14 protein-coding genes are annotated in these 20,324 nt (G+C 37.1%); 6 read left to right on the top strand and 8 right to left on the bottom strand.

Annotation, left to right across the window (positions count from 1 at the left end; genetic code table 11):
* Positions 1 to 164 precede the first annotated feature (164 nt).
* Positions 165 to 773, top strand: a complete 609-nt coding sequence (locus FN817_RS08875; protein ID WP_142717891.1) for an alpha-ketoglutarate-dependent dioxygenase AlkB family protein — start codon at positions 165 to 167, stop codon at positions 771 to 773.
* A 225-nt stretch (positions 774 to 998) separates the two neighbouring features.
* Here FN817_RS08875 and FN817_RS08870 read toward each other — a convergent pair whose 3' ends face one another.
* The 4 genes from FN817_RS08870 to FN817_RS08855 all read right to left on the bottom strand — a co-directional run bounded on the left by FN817_RS08870 (position 999) and on the right by FN817_RS08855 (position 6,763).
* Entirely contained in the window at positions 999 to 2,858 is a 1,860-nt protein-coding gene (locus FN817_RS08870) for a CocE/NonD family hydrolase (RefSeq protein WP_142717623.1), read from the bottom strand.
* A 125-nt stretch (positions 2,859 to 2,983) separates the two neighbouring features.
* On the bottom strand, positions 2,984 to 5,752 hold the full coding sequence (locus tag FN817_RS08865; protein WP_142717622.1) for a TonB-dependent receptor: 2,769 nt from the start codon (positions 5,750 to 5,752) through the stop codon (positions 2,984 to 2,986).
* A 96-nt stretch (positions 5,753 to 5,848) separates the two neighbouring features.
* The gene (locus FN817_RS08860; RefSeq protein ID WP_047420872.1) at positions 5,849 to 6,268 is read right to left on the bottom strand and encodes an SH3 domain-containing protein; all 420 of its coding nucleotides are present in this window, start codon (positions 6,266 to 6,268) and stop codon (positions 5,849 to 5,851) included.
* A gap of 6 nt (positions 6,269 to 6,274) precedes the next feature.
* Positions 6,275 to 6,763 (bottom strand): BON domain-containing protein, encoded by a 489-nt coding sequence (locus tag FN817_RS08855; RefSeq protein ID WP_142717621.1) that lies wholly within the window; start codon positions 6,761 to 6,763, stop codon positions 6,275 to 6,277.
* A gap of 220 nt (positions 6,764 to 6,983) precedes the next feature.
* Between FN817_RS08855 and FN817_RS08850 the strand changes: the two genes are divergently transcribed.
* The gene (locus FN817_RS08850) at positions 6,984 to 8,234 is read left to right on the top strand and encodes a dicarboxylate/amino acid:cation symporter (protein ID WP_142717620.1); all 1,251 of its coding nucleotides are present in this window, start codon (positions 6,984 to 6,986) and stop codon (positions 8,232 to 8,234) included.
* Between the two features lie 2 nt (positions 8,235 to 8,236).
* Positions 8,237 to 8,959 (top strand): phytanoyl-CoA dioxygenase family protein, encoded by a 723-nt coding sequence (locus tag FN817_RS08845; protein WP_142717619.1) that lies wholly within the window; start codon positions 8,237 to 8,239, stop codon positions 8,957 to 8,959.
* A gap of 197 nt (positions 8,960 to 9,156) precedes the next feature.
* Here FN817_RS08845 and FN817_RS08840 read toward each other — a convergent pair whose 3' ends face one another.
* Positions 9,157 to 11,958 carry a GH92 family glycosyl hydrolase gene (locus FN817_RS08840; RefSeq protein ID WP_142717618.1) on the bottom strand — a complete coding sequence of 934 codons (2,802 nt, stop codon included), beginning with the start codon at positions 11,956 to 11,958 and terminating at the stop codon, positions 9,157 to 9,159.
* A gap of 95 nt (positions 11,959 to 12,053) precedes the next feature.
* Here FN817_RS08840 and FN817_RS08835 point away from each other — a divergent pair, with 95 nt between their 5' ends.
* Positions 12,054 to 14,396, top strand: coding sequence for a TonB-dependent receptor domain-containing protein (locus tag FN817_RS08835; protein WP_142717617.1), 2,343 nt, complete (start codon positions 12,054 to 12,056; stop codon positions 14,394 to 14,396).
* A 139-nt stretch (positions 14,397 to 14,535) separates the two neighbouring features.
* Here the strand turns inward: FN817_RS08835 and FN817_RS08830 are convergent, their stop codons facing one another.
* A complete protein-coding gene (locus FN817_RS08830) occupies positions 14,536 to 14,991 on the bottom strand; it encodes a hypothetical protein (RefSeq protein WP_142717616.1) in 456 nt (151 codons plus the stop codon).
* Between the two features lie 149 nt (positions 14,992 to 15,140).
* On the opposite strand from FN817_RS08830, the gene FN817_RS08825 reads away from it, so the two are divergent.
* Together FN817_RS08825 and FN817_RS08820 are read left to right on the top strand one after the other, a co-directional pair.
* A complete protein-coding gene (locus tag FN817_RS08825) occupies positions 15,141 to 16,247 on the top strand; it encodes an Mrp/NBP35 family ATP-binding protein (protein ID WP_142717615.1) in 1,107 nt (368 codons plus the stop codon).
* A gap of 46 nt (positions 16,248 to 16,293) precedes the next feature.
* Complete coding sequence (locus FN817_RS08820) at positions 16,294 to 16,542, top strand: NifU family protein (protein ID WP_002977212.1); 249 nt, start codon at positions 16,294 to 16,296, stop codon at positions 16,540 to 16,542.
* Between the two features lie 97 nt (positions 16,543 to 16,639).
* Here the strand turns inward: FN817_RS08820 and FN817_RS08815 are convergent, their stop codons facing one another.
* The gene (locus FN817_RS08815) at positions 16,640 to 17,032 is read right to left on the bottom strand and encodes a DUF3060 domain-containing protein (RefSeq protein ID WP_142717614.1); all 393 of its coding nucleotides are present in this window, start codon (positions 17,030 to 17,032) and stop codon (positions 16,640 to 16,642) included.
* Positions 17,033 to 17,210: 178 nt separating this feature from the next.
* Positions 17,211 to 20,249, bottom strand: a complete 3,039-nt coding sequence (locus FN817_RS08810; protein WP_142717613.1) for a choice-of-anchor I family protein — start codon at positions 20,247 to 20,249, stop codon at positions 17,211 to 17,213.
* Positions 20,250 to 20,324 lie beyond the last annotated feature (75 nt).

Raw genomic sequence — 20,324 nt, 5'->3', positions numbered from 1 at the left:
GATTAACCCTCTTTTTTATTAAACGGACTAAAGTCCATTCCTATTGATATAAAATTCGTGTCATTTGTGAAAATATTGGTGTAATTTGTGTTTAATTATTAAGACCATAAATACATTTTACATTGTTCTTACACTACAAAAGCATTTAAATTAAAAAAGCTATGATGAGTCTCTTCGAAGAAATATCAGACTATCCGATCAATATACTTCCGAATGACGGAACCGTTCATTATTACGGAAAGGTTTTCTCTAAAGAACTTTCTGATTCTTTTTATACCTATTTGCTGAACGAGATTCCCTGGGAAAATGATGAAGCAATTATCTTTGGAAAACTGATTTTAACAAAAAGAAAAGTGGCCTGGTTTGGAGAAAAGCCTTTTGAATATACCTATTCGAAAAGAACAAAATATGCAAAATTCTGGACTCCGGAATTACTGGAACTGAAGAAAAAATGTGAAGAAGTTTCAGGAGAAACCTATAACTCCTGTCTGCTCAATTTATATCATGACGGAAGTGAGGGAATGGCCTACCACAGCGATGGTGAAACAGATTTGAAGAAACATGGTGCCATTGCTTCTCTGACCTTTGGAGCAGAAAGAAAATTTTTATTTAAACATAAAAAGACCAAAGAGAAAGTAGAAATATTCCTGGAGAACGGGAGCTTATTAATTATGAAAGGAACCACCCAGGATAACTGGCTTCACAGGCTTCCCCCCACTACAAAAGTGAAAAATCCCAGAGTAAACCTGACTTTCAGAACCATTGAAGAATAATTTTTTTTAGAGATACTTTACCCACAACGTTTGTCATTCCTTAGGAATCTCAGTACAAATTAGATCGGTTACGCAGACTTTAATATTGAATAATCGAAAAGTAAGCTAATCATTTCTATCAATAGAAGTGGGCTAAAGCCCACTTGAACAGAAAATACAAATTCATCCGGCTTTAGCCAAAACCTAAAAAAATAAAAAGCTGTTCGTCTGAACAGCTTTCTTAATTTATTTTAAAACCTCAGCTTCAATAGAGCTGTCATTATATACCTTAATAAATGCTTTTGTATAATCCTCTTTGGTTGCGAAATTTGGATTATCCATAAACTTCTGCGGATTGATGGCGAAAAGCGGGAACCATGTACTGCTGATCTGAATCTGGATTTTATGTCCTTTTTTGAAAGTGTGAACCACATCCTGAAGTCTGAAATTAACAGCTGTTTTCTGGTTAGGAACCAAAGCTTCTCCTTTTTCTTTCGTATTTCTGAACCTTGCAGGCATTATTTCACTTCTTACCATTTGATGGTAGTTTCCATAGATAACACCTTCCTTCTTTTCTGCAGGTTTGAAATCTTCAGGGTAAACGTCAATCAGTTTTACTGCAAAATCGGCATCTGTAGAAGAGGATGCAATATTCAGCTTGGCCATGATCTCTCCGGCAAACGCGATATCTTCTGTCAGAACATCTGTTGTGAAAGTCAGAACATCAGGTCTCCCAACAGCAAATCTCTGGTCTTCTGACATATAATTTTTCGGGGTGAAGCCATTGAAATCTTTTAAATGATCAGAACTTAAAACAGGGTTATTAGGATCACTGTAATATTCAGAATATCCTTGTCCGGAAGTTTTCTTCAAGGTATTGTCAGCTAAGTAAAAATTAACTTTCTGAGCATTTTTAGGCGGATAAGAAGCAAATTCTTTCCATTCTTTAGCTCCGGTATCATACATCAGTGCTTCAGGAAGTCCGGCATCTTCTTTTGTATTGCCTTTCAGGTAATGATTGAAGAATCTGGTTTCAATATTCTTCTGATAGTAGGTTGCAATGCTGTCTCCAAAATACGTTTCACTGTGGAAATGTTTCCCTTGCTCCTGAGACCATCCGCCATGAGAGAAAGGCCCCATTACAATGGTGTTTTTAGCTTTAGGACTTGTTTTTTCAATGGTTTTATAAATATTCAGGGGACCGGAAAGATCTTCTGCATCAAACCATCCGCCAACAGTCATTACAGCGTGATTGATGTTCTTCAAATGAGGAAGAAGCCCTCTTTTCTGCCAGAATTCATCATAGTTGGTATGATTCATTATTTCTGTCATGAAGAAATTATTCTTGTAATATTTTTCATATCCGTCTTTCAGCGTACCCATGTCTCTGTAGAATTTTAATCCGTCTTCAGAAGTTTGTTTAATGAAAGAATCCATATACCATGCTTGTTTTTCCGGCTGTGTTTTCTGAACTCCAAAAACCGGGAATGTTCTGAAATAGCCCAACATAAACCTTCCGTTGTGAAGAAAATCGTCATTCCAGAAATCTGAGATAGGGGCTTGTGGAGAAGAAGCAACCAGGGCAGGGTGCTGTGACAATGTTCCTACGGCTGTATAGAATCCCGGATAAGATGTTCCAAACTGACCGGCTTTACCATTATTGTCCTTGATATTTTTCAAAAGCCATTCGATGGTATCATAAGTATCTGTACTTTCATCAACATCTTTTTTGGTTTTACGCTCTACCTGTGGAGTCATATTGGTAAAAGTACCTTCACTCATATATCTTCCGCGTACATCCTGGTATACAAAAATATACTTGTCTTTCATCAGATAGGAGTTGGGACCTACCTTTGTTTTATATTCATTCTCTCCGTATGGGGCGATGCTGTAGCAGGTTCTCTGCATCAGAAACGGATATTTGTTCTTGTTTGATATATCTTTCGGGATATATACGGCTGTGAAAAGTTTCACGCCATCACGCATCGGAATATAAAATTCTTTCTTGGTGAAATTGTCTTTAACAAAAGTATCTTTCTGTTCCGTCTTCTGAGCTTTTCCAAGAATGAAAAAAAGAATACATAATACTGAAATATGGATCTTCATAAAAAAAATTTGCTGCTAATTTAAAAATAAAAACACTTTTATTGATCAATCTTTTGTACATTCATAAAAATAGCCGGAAAAACCGGCCATTATCAAAAATATATATATAAAAGTATGGTGTTGCCTTATTGCGCTTTTTTTCCGGCAAACTTATTCAGTTTCATGCTGATGGAGAACATGACGTATCTTTTCAGGATGAGGTCTTCGCGGTCTTCGAAATAAGAATCTGTGATTGTTCTTTTTACACTTTGGTTTTGATTTAATACATCGTAGATTTTTACTTTTGCCGTAAACTGTTTTTTATAGAATGAATAGCCCAGACTGGTATTCCAGAAGTAAAAATCCTTTTTAAAGCCCGGAGCGATATTCGAATTGGTATTATATTCAAAATCGTTTCCAAATACGAAATTGCCTTTCAGCAGATAATTGGTAAGCTCCAGTTTCAGGGACTGGTTGGCTGTATTTACACTTTTTAAATTATAATTGGTATAATTTGAGAAGCTGTATCCAAGCCGGTAAGAAGGTTTAATCGTCATTTTATCTTTGATCTCATATACAAGATTAAGGCCGGGATTAAGATTGTATGAACTGCTGGTAAAAGATTGTCCGTCAACAAAACCATTATTGTAATTATAATTCATGTTGAATGTTGGGTTAATGGTCAGTTTGTTATTTTTCCATTTCAGGTTTTTACTGAAGCCCCCGCCGGCGTTAATGCTTTTATTTCCGCTTACATTATTATAAGTCACTACTTGTTTTCCTGCATTATCATAGGTGGAAAAATTAATGATGTCGTTATTTCTGTACGTAAAACCAATATTGAAATAGTAACTGAGGTTTTTTACTTTATTATAATTATTGAAATACAGATAAAGATTGTTGATCCATGTATTTTTCAAATTGGGGTTTCCTTGATAGGTAATCAAAGGATTGGATTCATCTTTATAAGGAGTCAGCTGTTCTGCAGTCGGAATGTTGAAGTTAGAGTAATTATAAATACTTAAGGTTTTACCTTCTCCAAGCTGATAGTAAAGATTGAGATTATATTCAGGCAATACGAAATTTTTCTGCAGGTCATATTGCTGTCCGTTATAGATAGAGTTAACCTTCATATCAGAAATATCAAGGTTCACCGAAGCCCAGAAGTTGAGTTTATTTTTATTGATCTGATAGCTCATTTCAGGAGAAATCTGATTGATTCTCTGCTTCATGTTATTCGATAAAAGCTGGTTGAATTTAGTGTAATCTCCGGTAGCATTATCAAAATCGTTTACATTCCTTACATCCCTCGCTGATCTCGCTTCATATTTTATTTTAAAATTTACACTGGACGAATCGGAAATGGGTTCTGTATATCCTGCACTGAAATTAAAAGAGCTGTTCTGATTTTTATTCTTGGCTAATTGATCACGGTTATCTTTTGTTATTCCGTTTTCATCATAAAATGTGTTCTGGGATTGGCTTAAATTATCTCTTTTAGACTCAGAAATTGAACTGTTCATATTGGCTGAAAGCACACGCCCTTTTTTCTTGAATTTTCTGGAAAAATAAATGTAAGGATTAAATGAATTATTTTCCGAATCATTACTTGAATAGGAGTTACTTTCATTCAGAAGACTTCCATTCTTCAAAGTAGATGATTGTAAATTATTGAAACTAAAACTGCTGTTTTTAGTAAATCTCGGGGAAAGATAAACACTTGTCATGGAATCCAGCTTGATTTTGACTGAAGTATCAAAACTGTACTGCTTGGATTCATTTTCTCCATTGCTTTCAGAATTGGTCTGAAGCGTATAATTGGGTAAAAGGGTAGATCTTGAAACTTTGGATCTTGTCTCCGTATTAGAATCCGAATGCATCAGGCTGAAAGAATCCAGATCAGCATTTTTCCCCATTTTATCACTGTAATTCAATCCAATGGTCGTAGACCGCTGAATCCCTCTTGTACCGCCTCCCTGGTTATAATACGTTACATTTCCTACTGTGGAGACAGATCCGCCCTGCATCATCCAGGCATTCCGGCCGTTCCCCATACTGTCAAAAACCTCATCCCTGGAAAATCCCTGAGAATTGATGTTATTAGAAGAAGCAAGGATACTTACTTTGGTATCACCTTTAAAATAACTGGCCAGCCCGCTTGCTTCATACCGCTTGTCTGAACCATAACCTACCGTAAGTCTTGTCAGCAAACCTTTATTTTTCTTTTCGTCAATATTAAAATTGATAGTGGTATTCTGAGATTTGGCTGTTGTCCCGCTCAGTTCTTCTTCCTTTGTCTTGGTTGTTGTAAACTGAATATTCTTGATAATATCTGCGGGTAAATTCTGAAGGGCAATTTTGCCATCTTTATCGAAGAAAGGTTTTCCATTGATCATGATCTGATCCACTTCCTTCCCATTCACTGTAATTTTTCCATCATTATTGATCTCTACGCCTGGAATTTGTTTCAGAAGTTCTTCTATTTTACTGTCAGGTCGTACTTTGATCGCTGCTGCACTGAACTCAATAGTATCTTTTTTAATTTTTACCGGTGATGCTGTGATTTTTACCTCATCAATATTGTTGACAATACTTTGTTTTTCAAGCTGAATATCTCCTAAGGATAGGGATTGATCTATTTTATCAAATTTTTTTGAATAGGACGACAATTTATTAGCATCAATTTTCAGAATGGAGGGTTCTTTAACATCATCAATCTTCAGAGAGAATTTCCCTTCTCTATTGGTGGCTGTGTAATTGATAATGGACGAATCTTTTTCTTTCAGGAGGTAGACGGTTGCATTTTCTATCACCTTCTTTTCAGAATCTGATATTTTTCCGTCAATGTGTAGTTTTTGGGCGTGCAGAATAATGACTGTGAACATCAAAGTCAATAGCAACAGAGTTTTCTTCATTAGTTTTTTTTTCAGAGCCGTAAAAATATAAAAACATCCCAAAGTTGGGATGTTTCTATGCTTTATTTGTGAAATTTTATTATTTTTTAATAAAATTTATGCTCTTAAATATCTTGAATACGCATATCCTTCCTGACCGTCATCAGTTTTCACTTTCCACCAGTCATCAGAAGTTTGTTCAATTAAAGTTACTGAAGAACCTTTAGCTGCTTTACCTACTACAGCAGCCTCAGTAGAAGGCTCCTGTCTGATATTAAGGTTAGAATCTTCTGTTGCCACTGTTAAAGAAGCTCCTGAAGTAAGACCTGCAACCTGTACATCAATATTGATATCTGAAGCAGAATAAGTAGAATCAATAGCTCCTAAAGCATTCCATACAGCATCTTTAGCCGCAGTATTGGAAGCATTTCCGGAAACATAAAGAATTCCGTCCTGCTCCTGAACCTGAAGATTAGAGATCCCTGCAGACTGTGCCGCTGAAACTACACTTGAATATTTATCTTGTAATTCGCTCATCTTAAATTATTTTACGATTAGGTTGTTGTTATACTTTCCAATTTTCAAAGCATCTACAGATTCTTTGATTTTTCTAGCCTGTAGACCAGAAACATTTCCTGTAAGAGTAAGCTGTCCGTTTACAACTTCTACTTTTACAGAAGGGAAATCCTTCACCGCATCCTGAACTTTTTTCTGAACCGCAGGATCTATAGCAGAAGCAGTTTCAACAGGTGCCGGAGCAGGAGCAGCTGCTACAGTAGACATATCCATTACGTCTTTTACTCCGTTGATCGCTTTTAATTTTGCAATCATCGCGTCTTTAGACTGCTGATCTGCGAAAGTACCGCTTAAGTGAGCTACACCTTCTTTTACTTCAACAGAAGCATTGGGATTAGAAGTTACTACCGTTGTAGCCTGAGTCTGAAGGTCGGCATCAGAAATTTTCTTTTTACAAGAAATAGCACCGAAAGATACAGCTACAGCTAATGCAGCCATTGCAATAGTTTTTTTCATATTGTATATTTATTAATGTTGTTATACAATCAAATGTAATAATAAAATTTGTACCAAAAGAATAAAAATTCAATAAATGTTTCTTAATTTTTTTACAATATTTTCTAAACCAGACTTTTAATTTTGGGGCATTAAAAACTTAATGTAAAATTAAGCCCCATTTAAGAAAATCTTCTGTCAATTGAAAAACCATTATATTTGCGCAAATTGAACTATATATATGAAAGGACAGAATAAACTTTTTATAGCAATTATCATTGCCCTTCTTGTTGGAGTAGGAATTGGAGGTGTTGTACACGTGAAATATCCTGAGAATGCAGAACCTTTTGCTAAAAACATAAAACTGCTGGGAACGGTTTTCATCAGATTGGTACAGATGATTATTGCTCCTTTGGTTTTTACGACTTTGGTGGTAGGTATTGCCAAAATGAGTGATATTAAAATGATCGGAAGAGTAGGAACAAAAGCGATGCTTTGGTTTATTTCCGCTTCTCTGGTTTCTCTTTTTATCGGGTTGATCCTCGTTAACTGGCTGGAGCCGGGACATGTCACAAAACTACCGATTCAGGATGTATCTTCTGCTGATGAACTTCTTAAAAGCAGTAAAAGTTTTTCCATGGAAGACTTTGTAAAGCATATGATTCCTAAAAGTTTATTTGAAGCCTTTGCAACCAATGAAGTATTACAGATCGTGATATTTGCAGTGATGTTTGGAGTTGCACTTGCGAATTTAGGGGAAGAGTATTCTAAGCCTGTGGTGAAGCTTTTTGATATCATCGCTCATGCAATCCTTAAAATGGTTGGATATATTATGTGGTTTGCTCCGCTGGGAGTATTGGGAGCTATTGCCGCAGTAGTGGCGACCAATGGTTTTGAAATCTTTAAAGTATATGCTATTTATTTAAGAGACTTCTTCTTTGCTATAGGAGTTCTTTGGCTGGTACTTTTACTGGTAGGTTATTTTATCTTAGGAAACCGTCTTTTTGACCTTTTAAAAAGGATAAAAGAGCCATTACTGATCGCTTTCTCTACCACGAGTTCAGAAGCTGTATTCCCGAAATTGGTTGAAGAATTGGAGAAATTCGGTTGTAACAGCAGAGTAGTATCCTTTATTTTACCTTTAGGATATTCGTTCAACCTTGATGGAAGTATGATGTATATGACCTTTGCGTCAATCTTTATTGCTCAGATTTACGGAATCGAAATGACTCTGGGACAACAGATCACCATGCTATTGGTATTAATGCTTACTTCAAAAGGAATTGCCGGTGTTCCGAGAGCTTCTCTGGTAATTATTGTAGCGACGTGCTCCATGTTTGGTATTCCGCCGGAAGGAATTGCTTTGATCTTACCAATTGACCATTTCTGTGACATGGGAAGAAGTATGACCAACGTGCTAGGAAATACATTGGCGACTTCAGCCGTTTCTAAATGGGAAGGACAATTGACAGAGCCACTAGACAAAATTTAAATATGAGTTTACATAACTTAGAACATCATAAAAGCCATATTCTTGAATATGGCTTTGCTGTTATCAATAATGTTTTTTCACAGAAAGAACTTGAAGAAATAAATCACGTTCTTCAAAATATAGACACTTCAAAAGAGAATTTCAGAAAATCTGAAGACCTGTTTGCGATTAGACAGTTTTTAAAAGAGGTCCCGGAAATCAAAGATCTTATTTTTAATAAAAATATTCAGAGAGTGGTTAAGGAAATCTTCGGAGAAAAATATTTTGTGGTAAAAAGTATTTATTTTGATAAGCCTGAAACTTCCAATTGGTATGTAGCTTATCATCAGGATCTGACTATTTCTGTTGATAAAAAGCTGGATCTGCCAGATTTTGGTCCATGGACAACTAAAAAGCATCAGTTTGCAGTACAGCCGCCACTGGATATTCTGGAAAATATCTATACCATCAGAATCCATTTGGATGATACCGATGAAAATAATGGAGCTTTGAAAGTAGTTCCAAAATCTCACGCAAAAGGCGTTTACAGACCGGAAACCATCGACTGGACAATTGAAACAGAAGAAATCTGTAACGTTGAAAAAGGGGGAATTATGATAATGAAACCTTTAACGCTTCACGGTTCCAATCGGACAACCAACGGAAAGAAAAGAAGAGTAATCCACATCGAATTTTCTGACAGGGAACTTCCGGAAGTCCTGCAATGGTCGGAAAGAATGAATTGATAAAAAAAACGCCTTCGAAAAATTCGAAGGGCATTTTTTTATGTTTGGAAGCTGGATGATGGAAGAAAGAAGTTCTGAAAGTCTAAGGATTAATATCAGTCTATTTAATTAAAACTTGAAAACTAAGCTTTCTTACAAACGAACTTCAGGAAGTAATGAGTCAAATAGAAACTTCCATCTCCCTTCTCCCATCTTCCTTACTTTATAGAAATCTCATCAAGGAAAATATAAGCATCTCCGCCTGCCCCTTGGTGCCATTCCGGAAGTTTCCCGAAGTAGTAAGCTTTTACTTTGATGTATCTCGCTTCGGTAGGAAGAATTTCAGCAGAGAAATCTTTGATCTGTACTTTTTCATCCTTAGGGTCAATGTCATTATCAACGGTTTTTAGAAGGATAAAATCTTTCCCATTCATGGAAGCGTAATATTCTACTTTTTTAGGCATCAGAATCCATGCTCTGCTGTCCTGAAGATAGGTGGAAGATACTGATTTGATTTGCTGAGGAGATTTGAAATCAATGATTGCTTCAAAATTCTGTCCCTGATAGCCATGCCATTCACCTTTTCTCCAGTTGATATCACCTCTGATTCCGTCGATAAGAGCCAGCTTTCCGGTAGCGCTGTATTGTGGAGTAACTTTAGACAGGATATTAATATCCCAGTAATTAGGTCTTCTGTTGAAATTGGCTGTAGTTACAGAACTTTTTTCTCCGTTTCTTTCAGCATAAGCCATTACCTGGGTAGTTTTTGTGATAGAGAACGGTCCTTTGTAAGCAGAGAAAGTCTTTCTTTTATTGCTGTCGCTTTCATCCATGGTCATATAATATACCTTGTCATTGGGATTCAGCGGAGTGATTTCAACTTTGGTAGAAAAATCAAAGATCCTGTCAGCTGCGATTACGGGTGAAGCTGTTTGTTCCTCATATTTATAATCCTTAACAGGTTTCACATTTTCAAAACCAAGTTTTTTAAGTTCTGCTCTGCCGGTGTTTTTAGTGATGGTTTTTGTCGTACCATCTTCCAGATGAAGCTTGATTTCATCAAAATAAGGTGTTGTGGTTTCCCATTCCGGTAATCCTGGAGTCACAGAATAAATTCCCATAGAACTTAGAATATACCATGCACTCATCTGGCCGCAGTCTTCATTTCCGATCAGGCCGTCAGGTGTATTTTTATAGAAATTATCAAGGATATATTTTATTTTGGCATCTGTTTTTTCAGGTTTGTCTACAAAATTGTACAGATAGGCAATGTGGTGGCTTGGCTCATTTCCCTGAGCATATTGTCCCATCAATCCTGTGATATCTACCTGCTCTCTTCCCGTTGTTTTATCAGGAGCGGTGAAGATGGCATCAATAAACTGTTCAAATTTTTCTTTTCCGCCATGCGCAGCAATAAGTCCGGGAATATCCTGTTGTACAGAATAAGAATAATGCCACGAATTTCCTTCTGTATAATTGTTGTTCACTTCTCTTGGATCAAATGGTTCATACCAGTTTCCATTCTTTCTTGGCTGCATAAACCCGGTTTTAGGATTGTAAAGGTTTTTCCAGTTCTGAGAGCGTTTCATGAAATACTGATAATCTTCTTTTTTGCCTAAAATTTTTGCCATTTGGGCAATGCACCAATCATCATAAGCATATTCTACCGTTTTGGAAACACTTTCATGTTCATCATCAATACTGATATAATTATTCTGTTTGTAAGCCTTCAATCCGAAAATATCCTGCATTGCTGAACCTTTAGCTGCCTGAAAAGCCTTTTCGTAATCAAACCCCTGAATTCCTTTAGCCATAGCATCTGCAATCACAGAAACGGAGTGGTAACCAATCATACATTCTGTTTCATTGGAAGCCAGTTCCCATACCGGAAGTTTTCCGCCCTGTTCGTATTGTTTGATGAAGGTGTTGATAAAATCTGCAGTTCTTTTTCTGTCAATTAAAGTCATCAACGGATGAGCACCTCTGAAGGTATCCCAAAGTGAAAAGACGGTGTAATAATCAAAGCCATTTGCCGTGTAGAGTTTGTTATCCCTGCCTCTGTATCTTCCGTCAGCATCCATATTGATGTTAGGCTGTGTGAAAACATGGTAAAGAGCGGTATAAAAAACGGCTAATTTGTTTTTATCATCAGATTTCACTTCAATTTTTGAAAGCTCTTTGTCCCAATCAGATTCTGCTTGCTTTCTTACAGTATCAAAATCCTTTGATTGTCCTTCTGCCAGCATATTTTTTCCTGCTCCTTCATAACCGGTAGGAGAAACAGACACTTTTACATTGATCTTTTCTCCTTTTTTAACATGGGTTGAAAATGCCAGAGCAAGCTTTGTACCGGTAAAAAGATTGTTTTCCTGTCTTCCGTTCACCTCTTTTTTTGAAATTTTCATTGGCTTTGAAAACTCAATTCGGGCATAGATGTACTGGTTGGTAGCCCAGGCTTCACTTCTTCTGAAAACTTCAATGGTTTTATCATCAATGATCTTTACTTCTCCTTCCAGAAGCTTATCCCTGTGGTTGAGGTCCAGAATAATATTGGCATTACCTGCATTATTGAAGGTATATTCATGATAACCGACTCTTTTTGTCGTTGTCAGGCGCACTCCAATATTCTGTTTATCTAGCTTAACAGCATAATATCCGGCAGTCGCCTTTTCATTTTTATGCGAAAACTTTGAGGAATAATCTTTACTGTTCAGGCTTGGGTTTCCCATTGTAGGCATCAGCATAATGTCTCCATAATCTGAAACTCCGGTTCCGTTCAGATGCGTATGAGAAAATCCATAGATCACGGAATCCGAATAATGATATCCGCTGCATCCGTCCCAGCTTCCGTCAATTCTGGTGTCCGGAGAAAGCTGTACCATCCCGAATGGAACGATTGCTCCGGGAAAAGTGTGGCCATGACCTCCGGTTCCTATAAAAGGATTCACATATTGGGAGTAATTCTGTGCAGAAATAATCTGAGTAATAAATAAAGAAAATGCTATAAGCCCTTTTTTCATGTTCTGATTTTATAAAGGCGAAGATATTGAAAAACAGCAAAACAGAGGTAATAAAACAGAGGGGTAGCTTGTCTTATAGAAAACGATTATAATTCATGAAGAAGACATTACTCGCTGTAATTGTGCTGCTGCCGGCAGTTGTATTTGCCCAGACAGTAACAGGAAAAATCTCTCAAACCGAAAATGCGATTCCTTACGTTGAGGTGATTGCCATAAAAGATCAGAAAAAACAGACTGCCATTTCAGACGAAAAAGGAAACTATTCATTGAAGCTTTCAGAAAACGGAACCTACACTATTAAGCTTATCCAGGATGGTATAGAAATATCCAACAACGAACTGATGGTAAATGGTGAGGTAAAGCACGATTTTTTTATTGAAAAAAAGAAAGAGAAACAGATCGAAGGAGTTACGCTTACTGCCAGAAAAAAGCTGATTGAGAGAAAAGCGGACAGATTGGTTTTCAATGTTTCCAATTCTGTGGCCTCACAGGGAATGGATGGAGCGGATGCCCTGGCAACAACACCATTGGTAAAAGTAGATGATAATACCGGGGTCTCAATTGTCGGGAAAAGTGGGGTAGCAGTAATGATTAATGACAGGATTCTGAATTTGTCAGATGCTGAACTGGTTACGTACCTAAAAAGTCTCAGATCTGAGAATATAGAAAAAATTGAAGTCATTACTTCACCTCCCGCCAAGTACGAAGCACAGGGAAACAGCGGCCTGATCAATATTGTTTTAAAGAAAAATCAGAATCTGGGATGGAGCGGAAGTTTGACTTCCAGTCTTCAGCAGCAGACTTACACCGGAAATTCAAACAGTGTAACGGTAAATTATCAGAATGAAAAACTGCGTACCTCATTGAAGTTAAGACAAAATAAAAATGAAAAGCATTCGTATGAAAACTATTGGATAGAAGGTGCAGATGGTCTTAAAAGTAATGATAACAGAAGAGATTTTGGAGATGGACTTGGAGCGAATTTAAGCCTGGATTATCAGCTGGGTAAAAAATCCAATATCGGATTTATTTATGATTTAGGATTCGGGCATTCCAATATGGATATTACGAATACCTCCAACTATTTTCAGAATGGTAATTATACCAACACGCTGCTTACTTATGCAGAACACAGAGCGACCAGCAGACAACATACCGCCAGTGCTTACTATGACCTGAAATTCGGGAAACAGGACAATAAACTGAGTATTACAGGAAATTATTTTTCCAATACACCGGAAACCATCATTGATTTTACCACTACGGAAAGCTCTGGAGACCGGTTTGTTGTAAAGTCGCCATCTATGGTAGATTATAAAATTTACTCCGGGCAGGCAGATCTTACATTGCCTTATCAGTTTGCAAAGACAGAAGCTGGGATAAAATTCACCAATTTTGATAATAATTCTAATATTTTCTATCAGAATTTGGCAAATGGAAATTATATTACAGATCCCCTGAAAAGCAATGAGTTTGAGTATAATGAGAAAAATTATGCGGCTTATATCAGTTTTGAAAAATCTTTCAATGAAAAATGGTCGGCAAAGGCAGGCTTACGTTATGAATATTCTGTAGTCAATGGAAATTCTTTAACGTCAGGTCAGCAGAACGAAAATTCTTACGGAAAATTTTTTCCTACAGCCTATATCAGCTATAAAAGTAATGAGAATCATACATTCAACCTGAATTACTCCAAAAGGATCAACAGACCGGGATTTCGCGCGATCAATCCATACCGCTGGTATATCAATATCAATTCTTATTTTACCGGAAACCCTTTCCTGAAACCGTCGATCAATCATAATTTTGAATTTTCTTATGTTTATAAAGGAAAACTATCAGCATCAGCTTATTTTCAGAGATCAGTGGATGCATTTGGCCAGCTCGCTAATCTGAAAGGTGAAAACAGAGTGAGTACTTTTGAAAATTACTACAATCAGAACAGTTTGGGTGTTTCGCTTAATTATTCAGATACTTTTTTCAAAAAATGGGAAGCGAATTACTCTGCCAATTATTCTTATATGAATACCGATGTTTTTGCAACGGATGCCCTTGCCAGAAAAGGAAACAGCTATGATTTCGATTTTCAGAATAATATATCACTCAATTCAGGCAAAACAATACAGTTGATCCTGAATTACTGGTTTCGTCTGCCTTCCAATTCCGGAAATTCATACATGAAATTTGCCGGTAATTTTACATCAGGCCTGAAACTAAGCTTTATGGAAAGAAGTCTTCAGCTGAATGTGTTTGTTTCTGATATTTTGAAGCAAGGGAAAAGCCTGGGTGAAATTTATTATACCACCGGAACTCATTCGTACAATAATTATTATGATGCCAGAAGGCTTACGGTATCTGCAACGTATACTTTTGGAAATAAAAAAGTAAAAGGAACAGACCGCAATGTAAGGTTTGATGAGAAAAACAGAGCTAACTAATACCCTGGATTTAAATTATTTTTTGATGCATGTCATTCTGAATGAAGCGGAGTGGAATGAAGAATCTCTTCTTTTTATGAGATTCTTCATTCGTCAGAAATTGAAGATTCGACATAGTCAATGACAATACAGGAAATTTCTATACTTCTCCTTCAAAAAAATCATTAAGATATTTCTCCTTATCATTTTCTTCCCATCCGGAACCCAGATATTTTTTCCAGGATTGGGATTCATGATAGACAATACCCATTTCCCAGACACAGTAAGTAGGGAGGTGGGTTTTGTTTCTGTTCCATACTTCAAAGTTGCCGGAACCATCATAATACACGCTTTCCCATAATTCATTTTCACTTCGCCATGTACATACCAGAAGGAGATAATTTTTTCCGCAGCGATGCATAATGATAAATCCCAGATCATCAATATTTTGAAAGCCCTCTTCAGCATATTCAACACATAACCGTGCATTATGAATGTCCTGTGGAGAGATTTCTGCCGGATCATCAGCCAGGTCATACCATTTGAATTTTGTTTTTCCAACGGTAAAAATTCCTTTTGGCTGTGCGTATTTGGAAGGATAGGAAGTCGTGTTCATATCAATTGCTTTCTCGGGTTGGCTATGGTATCAGATAAAAAAACAGAATAAGAAATTTTTAATGATCTGATTTATCACCTGATATTATAGATTTTATTGATTCTAAATTACCGAAAAAATCCGTAAATTTGTAAACAATTTATATTTATATGTTGACGAAAGAAAAGGTTCAGGATTTCCTTAAAGAAATAGAAGTAGACGATTTGGTGAATAATCTTCAGATTATGGGTGATGATGTTTATATTGACATGACTGCTCATTCGCCTGCAATGCACGAAAAGAAAAAACTGGAGGCTGCCATGAAACAGGCTTTTGCCAGTGAGTTTGGAGAAAACGTTCATTTAAAACTTAAAATCGTTTCTCCGGAGCCTAGTGAAATTCAGCAAAGTCAGATCAAAGGAAAACAAATTCCGGGAATTCAAAATATTATCGCTATTGCTTCCGGTAAAGGAGGAGTAGGGAAATCTACAGTTTCTGCAAATATGGCAGTAACGTTAGCTAAAATGGGCTTTAAAGTAGGATTATTAGATGCTGATATCTACGGTCCTTCAGTTCCTACCATGTTTGATACAGAAGGACAAAAGCCAATTTCTGTAGAAGTAAATGGGAAGAATTTGATGAAACCCATTGAGAACTATGGAGTAAAAATGCTTTCTATAGGATATTTCTCAGGAGCTAATCAGGCAGTAGTGTGGAGAGGACCTATGGCTTCAAAAGCATTAAACCAGATGATCAGAGATGCTGCATGGGGAGAACTGGATTTCTTACTGATAGACCTTCCTCCGGGTACAGGTGACATTCACCTGTCAATTATCCAGGAAGTACCGGTAACGGGTGCGGTGATCGTAAGTACACCTCAGCATGTTGCCTTGGCAGATGTAAGAAAAGGAATTGCTATGTTCCAGATGGAAAGTATCAATATTCCTGTTCTTGGATTAATCGAAAATATGGCGTATTTTACACCGGAAGAACTTCCTGATAACAAATATTATATCTTTGGAAACCAGGGAGCACAATATTTAGCTGAAGATCTTGGAATTCCTGTATTGGGAGAAATTCCATTGATCCAAAGTATCAGAGAGGCAGGAGATGTAGGAAGACCGGCTGCGCTTCAGGAAGGATCTAAAATTGCAGATATCTATACAGAGACTGCCAGAAAAATGGTAGAAAGCTTAGTGGAAAGAAATAAAAGTCTTCCTCCTACTGAAGCCGTAAAGATTTCAACAATGGCAGGATGCTCACCAAAAGCAAAATAATAATATCTTTCAATACATTTGAAAGAACCAAATTGAACTGAAAAATATGGAAACAAACATAACGCACGAAGATACAGTAACAAGAGTAATGGAGGCTCTGGAAAGCATCAGACCGTTTTTGAATAAAGACGGTGGTGATATTGAGCTTATTGATGTGAAAGATAATCAGGTGTTTGTGAAACTTTTGGGTAACTGTTCCGGATGTTCGTTGAATTTTTCAACCCTGAAACTAGGTGTTGAAAATACCATCAAGCAACATGCGCCGGAAATCGAAAAGGTAATCAACGTAGAGTAAAATTATATCTGAGATATTTTTAAAAGACAGACCTCAAAGGTCTGTCTTTTTTGTTTGAATATGCTCTTACAGACTTTGAAATCTGTGAAAATCATATTTATTGTTTTACAACCTTATTTCCCACTCCTGTAATAGAAACATCAGGTTTACCCGATTTTGTTCCGGAAGTTCGGTAGTAGATCATATTGTCACCACCTTCCATGGATATTTTGTCCACTTTATCAATGTATACTTTATTACCTGTTCCGGAAACCGTAATTTTTTTAGCACTTCCTTTGACTGTTAATGTATTGTCACCGCCTTCTACCTCAACAACTCCTCCGTTGAGAGTATAATTGAGTTTATGGCCTACACCTTCTACATGAAGCACCTTATTATCTTCTGTTTTCTCTACACCCTTTGTGGATTCTATTTTTCTGGATTGTGAAAAAGCAGTACCCGTTCCCAGTAGCAGGATGGCCAGAATTCCTGCTGTCTTAATATTTTTCATTGTGAATTTGGTTTTGAAGGTAAATATAGAAATAAAATGATTTTTTCAGGCATTTCAAAAGTTAAATCATCTTAAATAATGACTTTGATATTGAGTTGACCTCAAAACTTCTCAATAAAAAAAGCTCCGGAAAAATCCGAAGCTCTAACTCAATAGAATGATATACTGTAATTTATGTTTACTTTACAATAACTCTTTTGATCTGTCCTTCGGAAGTTTTTACAAGATAAACCCCTGTAGAAAGATTGGATGTGCTTATGGTTAAAGCATTTTTCTCTTTTCCAATTAATTTTCCGGACATATCGTACAATTCGTAATCCTGTTTTCTGTTAAAATAAAGTGTATTTCCTTTGTTGACAGGATTTGGGAAGATATTAAATGTTGCCTGTTCCGCTTTTGTTTCACTAGTTCCAAGGGTAGACGGCATTGCTACTTCATACATGGATAAAGTTCCGCTGATCTCATTGGCAATAATTACATACCCTTTGTTGGTCGTTGTATTTTCAGGAGCAATATAGATGATTCCTTCAGGGCCGTTGTCTCCTCCATAAGCTGAAGTAGAACGGGAATGTTTATAATCGGTGAAAGTAGGATTGTTAGGATCTGTGATATTATACACCATAACTCCTCCGGTTCTTTCTAATGTAATAAAAGCATAGGTCTGTCCGTTGATATTTCCTAATGCCACACCTTCCGGTTCAGGGCCTTTTGCACGGCTTCTGTTTTTAACAGCATTAGATTCATTATCCGCATTGAAAATTAACGGCTGATAGGCTGCAATATATCTTTCAAACTGATCTCCGCTGTCGTACACGATCTGTTTGGTATCAGCATTGAAAATAGAGAATGAACGCGCTCCTAAAGCAGCCATCTCTTCAAATTCTGTATCTCCGTCTGTATTTCCTGTAGCAGAGGAAACCCTGAATCTTCCCAGATTATAAGGAGCCTTTAAAATACTTGAATTAGGGAAAAGTACAGGATCTAAAGTATAACCGTTTGCCCCCACAGTAGTTCTTTCACTGTATCCTGAAAGATCTTTTTCATCTCCTTCATTGGCGGTTACAATATAATGGGTATTTCCTACCTTATAGTTCTGTACAGCATCCGGAACATAATAGGCTTTTACAGGCCAATTGGCAATTAAAACCTCTCCATTATTGTCCGAAGCATCAAAACCATTACCCGGCAGGTTCATATCTTTTTTACCCAATCCCCAGATTCCTGTGATGGTTTTGGTTGCCAGGTTAATTTCAGCGACCGCATTATTTTCCTGAAGCGTTACCCAGGCTTTCTGACTGTCAGAACTGATGGTAACATATTCAGGTTCCAGATCCTGAGAAAGCGTATTGTTGGTTCTTACTTTTCTTAAACCTGTAGCGGTTAATGCAGCAAGCTGAGACTCAAAACTGTTGAAATTGAGAGTCGTTACATTACTTTGTGTAAGATTTCCGATACCGCCGGAAATATCAATGATACTGATTGTTCCTTCGGGATCTACAGTGTAAGCATCATTAGGTTCTCCTTCGTTAGCGGTCACCACTTTTGTTCCGTCAGGAGAAAAGGTGATCATATCCGGTAAAGCTCCTACAGTAACCTGCTTAAGGAAGTTTCCGTTAATATCGAAAAATACTACAGAACCATTTTGCTGTGGATTGGTATTAGGAGAAGCTGCTGCAATGATTCCGTTTTTCACTGCAATACTTGTAATTCCGCCATAGGGAGCCATATTGACTGTTGTTACGACTGATGGAGTAGCAGGGGAGCTGAAATCAATAATATCAAAAACGTCTGTAATGGAGCTTATTGTGAATAAACGTTGAGTTGATGCATCGTGAACCACAATTTCCGTAGAACTGTTATTATTTCCTGAAGGATCAAAACTTCCCAGGTAATTCAGTTGAATTTGATGAGAAGGAACCGGTGCCGGTTTATCATTATCCACAATGTAAACCGTTGCAGAATTGTCTCCTGAAATAGTAGCTCCGGTAGGATTTTCAAGACTTACCACAAAATATTCGGCCTGTTGTTCTGCCACCGTGTCATCAATAATCGGAATGTTAACCGTATAACTTGTTGTAGATGGAGTGATATTAATAGTCTGATTGGCTAAAGTAAAATCGTTAGCATCAGCCGTACTGAACGGTGCAGGTTTTATTACAAGATTTACCGCAGCCGCTGAAGGATTGTTGATATTGATTTTAAATGCAAGGTTTCCTGCATTTTCATTGACTTTAATGAAGTTTTTTTCCAGAGAAATTGTTGTTCCGGCTGTAGTGAAAGTGCTGGATGTAGCGACTGTAATCCCATTGTCACTGAAATCTTCTACCATATTGGGTTTAAGTGCAACATAATAAGTTTGTCCCGGTACCAAACCTGAAGTTGGGATCACCGTGATGGTATTGTTGCTGAAAGTTGTCGTAAAAGGAATTAGTGTTCCTGCAGCATTTCCAAGACGAAGCTCTATAAGATTTTGAGCATTAGCATTATTGATTGCAGAATTATCTGTTAATCTTATATTTTCATTAAAAGACAATGTAGGATTTACAGTTGTTGAAGCGTTATTGGTATTGTTGGCAGGAAGATAAGTAACGGTTGGTGGAGTGGTATCTGCCCCTCCGGCAGGAGTCGCATCTACTGTGAAATTGTCGAAACGGTTGTTGCCTCCGGTTCCACCTCCTGCTGCGGAGAATTCAACTTTTAATTTAAAATTGGGGTTGTTATTGGCTCCCTGAATGGCAGAAAAATCAAGGGTAATGAGCTGAGGATTGGCATCCTGAGGAGTTACGGTTTGAAACTGCACAAAATTAGTTCCGTCTGTTGAATAAGACCATGTTTGAGTACCGGCTCCCTGTCCGGATCTTCTGGTGGTAAACTTAACAATGACGTTGTTGTATCCTGTGGTTGGCAGATTAAACTGTAATCCTCCACCAATTGGATTATTGAATCTTAAATGAGTTCCGGATGCATCTCCGTTTCTGGCATTTAAATTTTCATCGCTAAAATTCTGCCCGGTACCCCCGGCAAAATCTATTACACTCGTGCCTCCTGCTATTGCCGTAAGAGAACCATTCACCATGGTAGAAGATGGTGTAGTGATGGTGGCAGCAGATGTATTGTTGTTAAAATTCCAGTAATGAATCAGTGTCTGTCCGAAAAGCCCGCTCTGAAAAAAGAATGCGGCAATCACAGACCCTTTTAATATGTAGTTGTTGATCATTTTTACTTTGATTAGATAAATGCAAAAATGAACTTTATGTTTCGCAACTATTTTAATGGAATCTTAAGAAATGTT

The sequence above is a fragment of the Chryseobacterium rhizoplanae genome (assembly GCF_900182655.1).
Classification (GTDB): Bacteria; Bacteroidota; Bacteroidia; order Flavobacteriales; family Weeksellaceae; genus Chryseobacterium; species Chryseobacterium rhizoplanae.
Note: the sequence above shows the minus strand (reverse complement) of the source record. Positions and strands in the feature narration are given on the sequence as shown.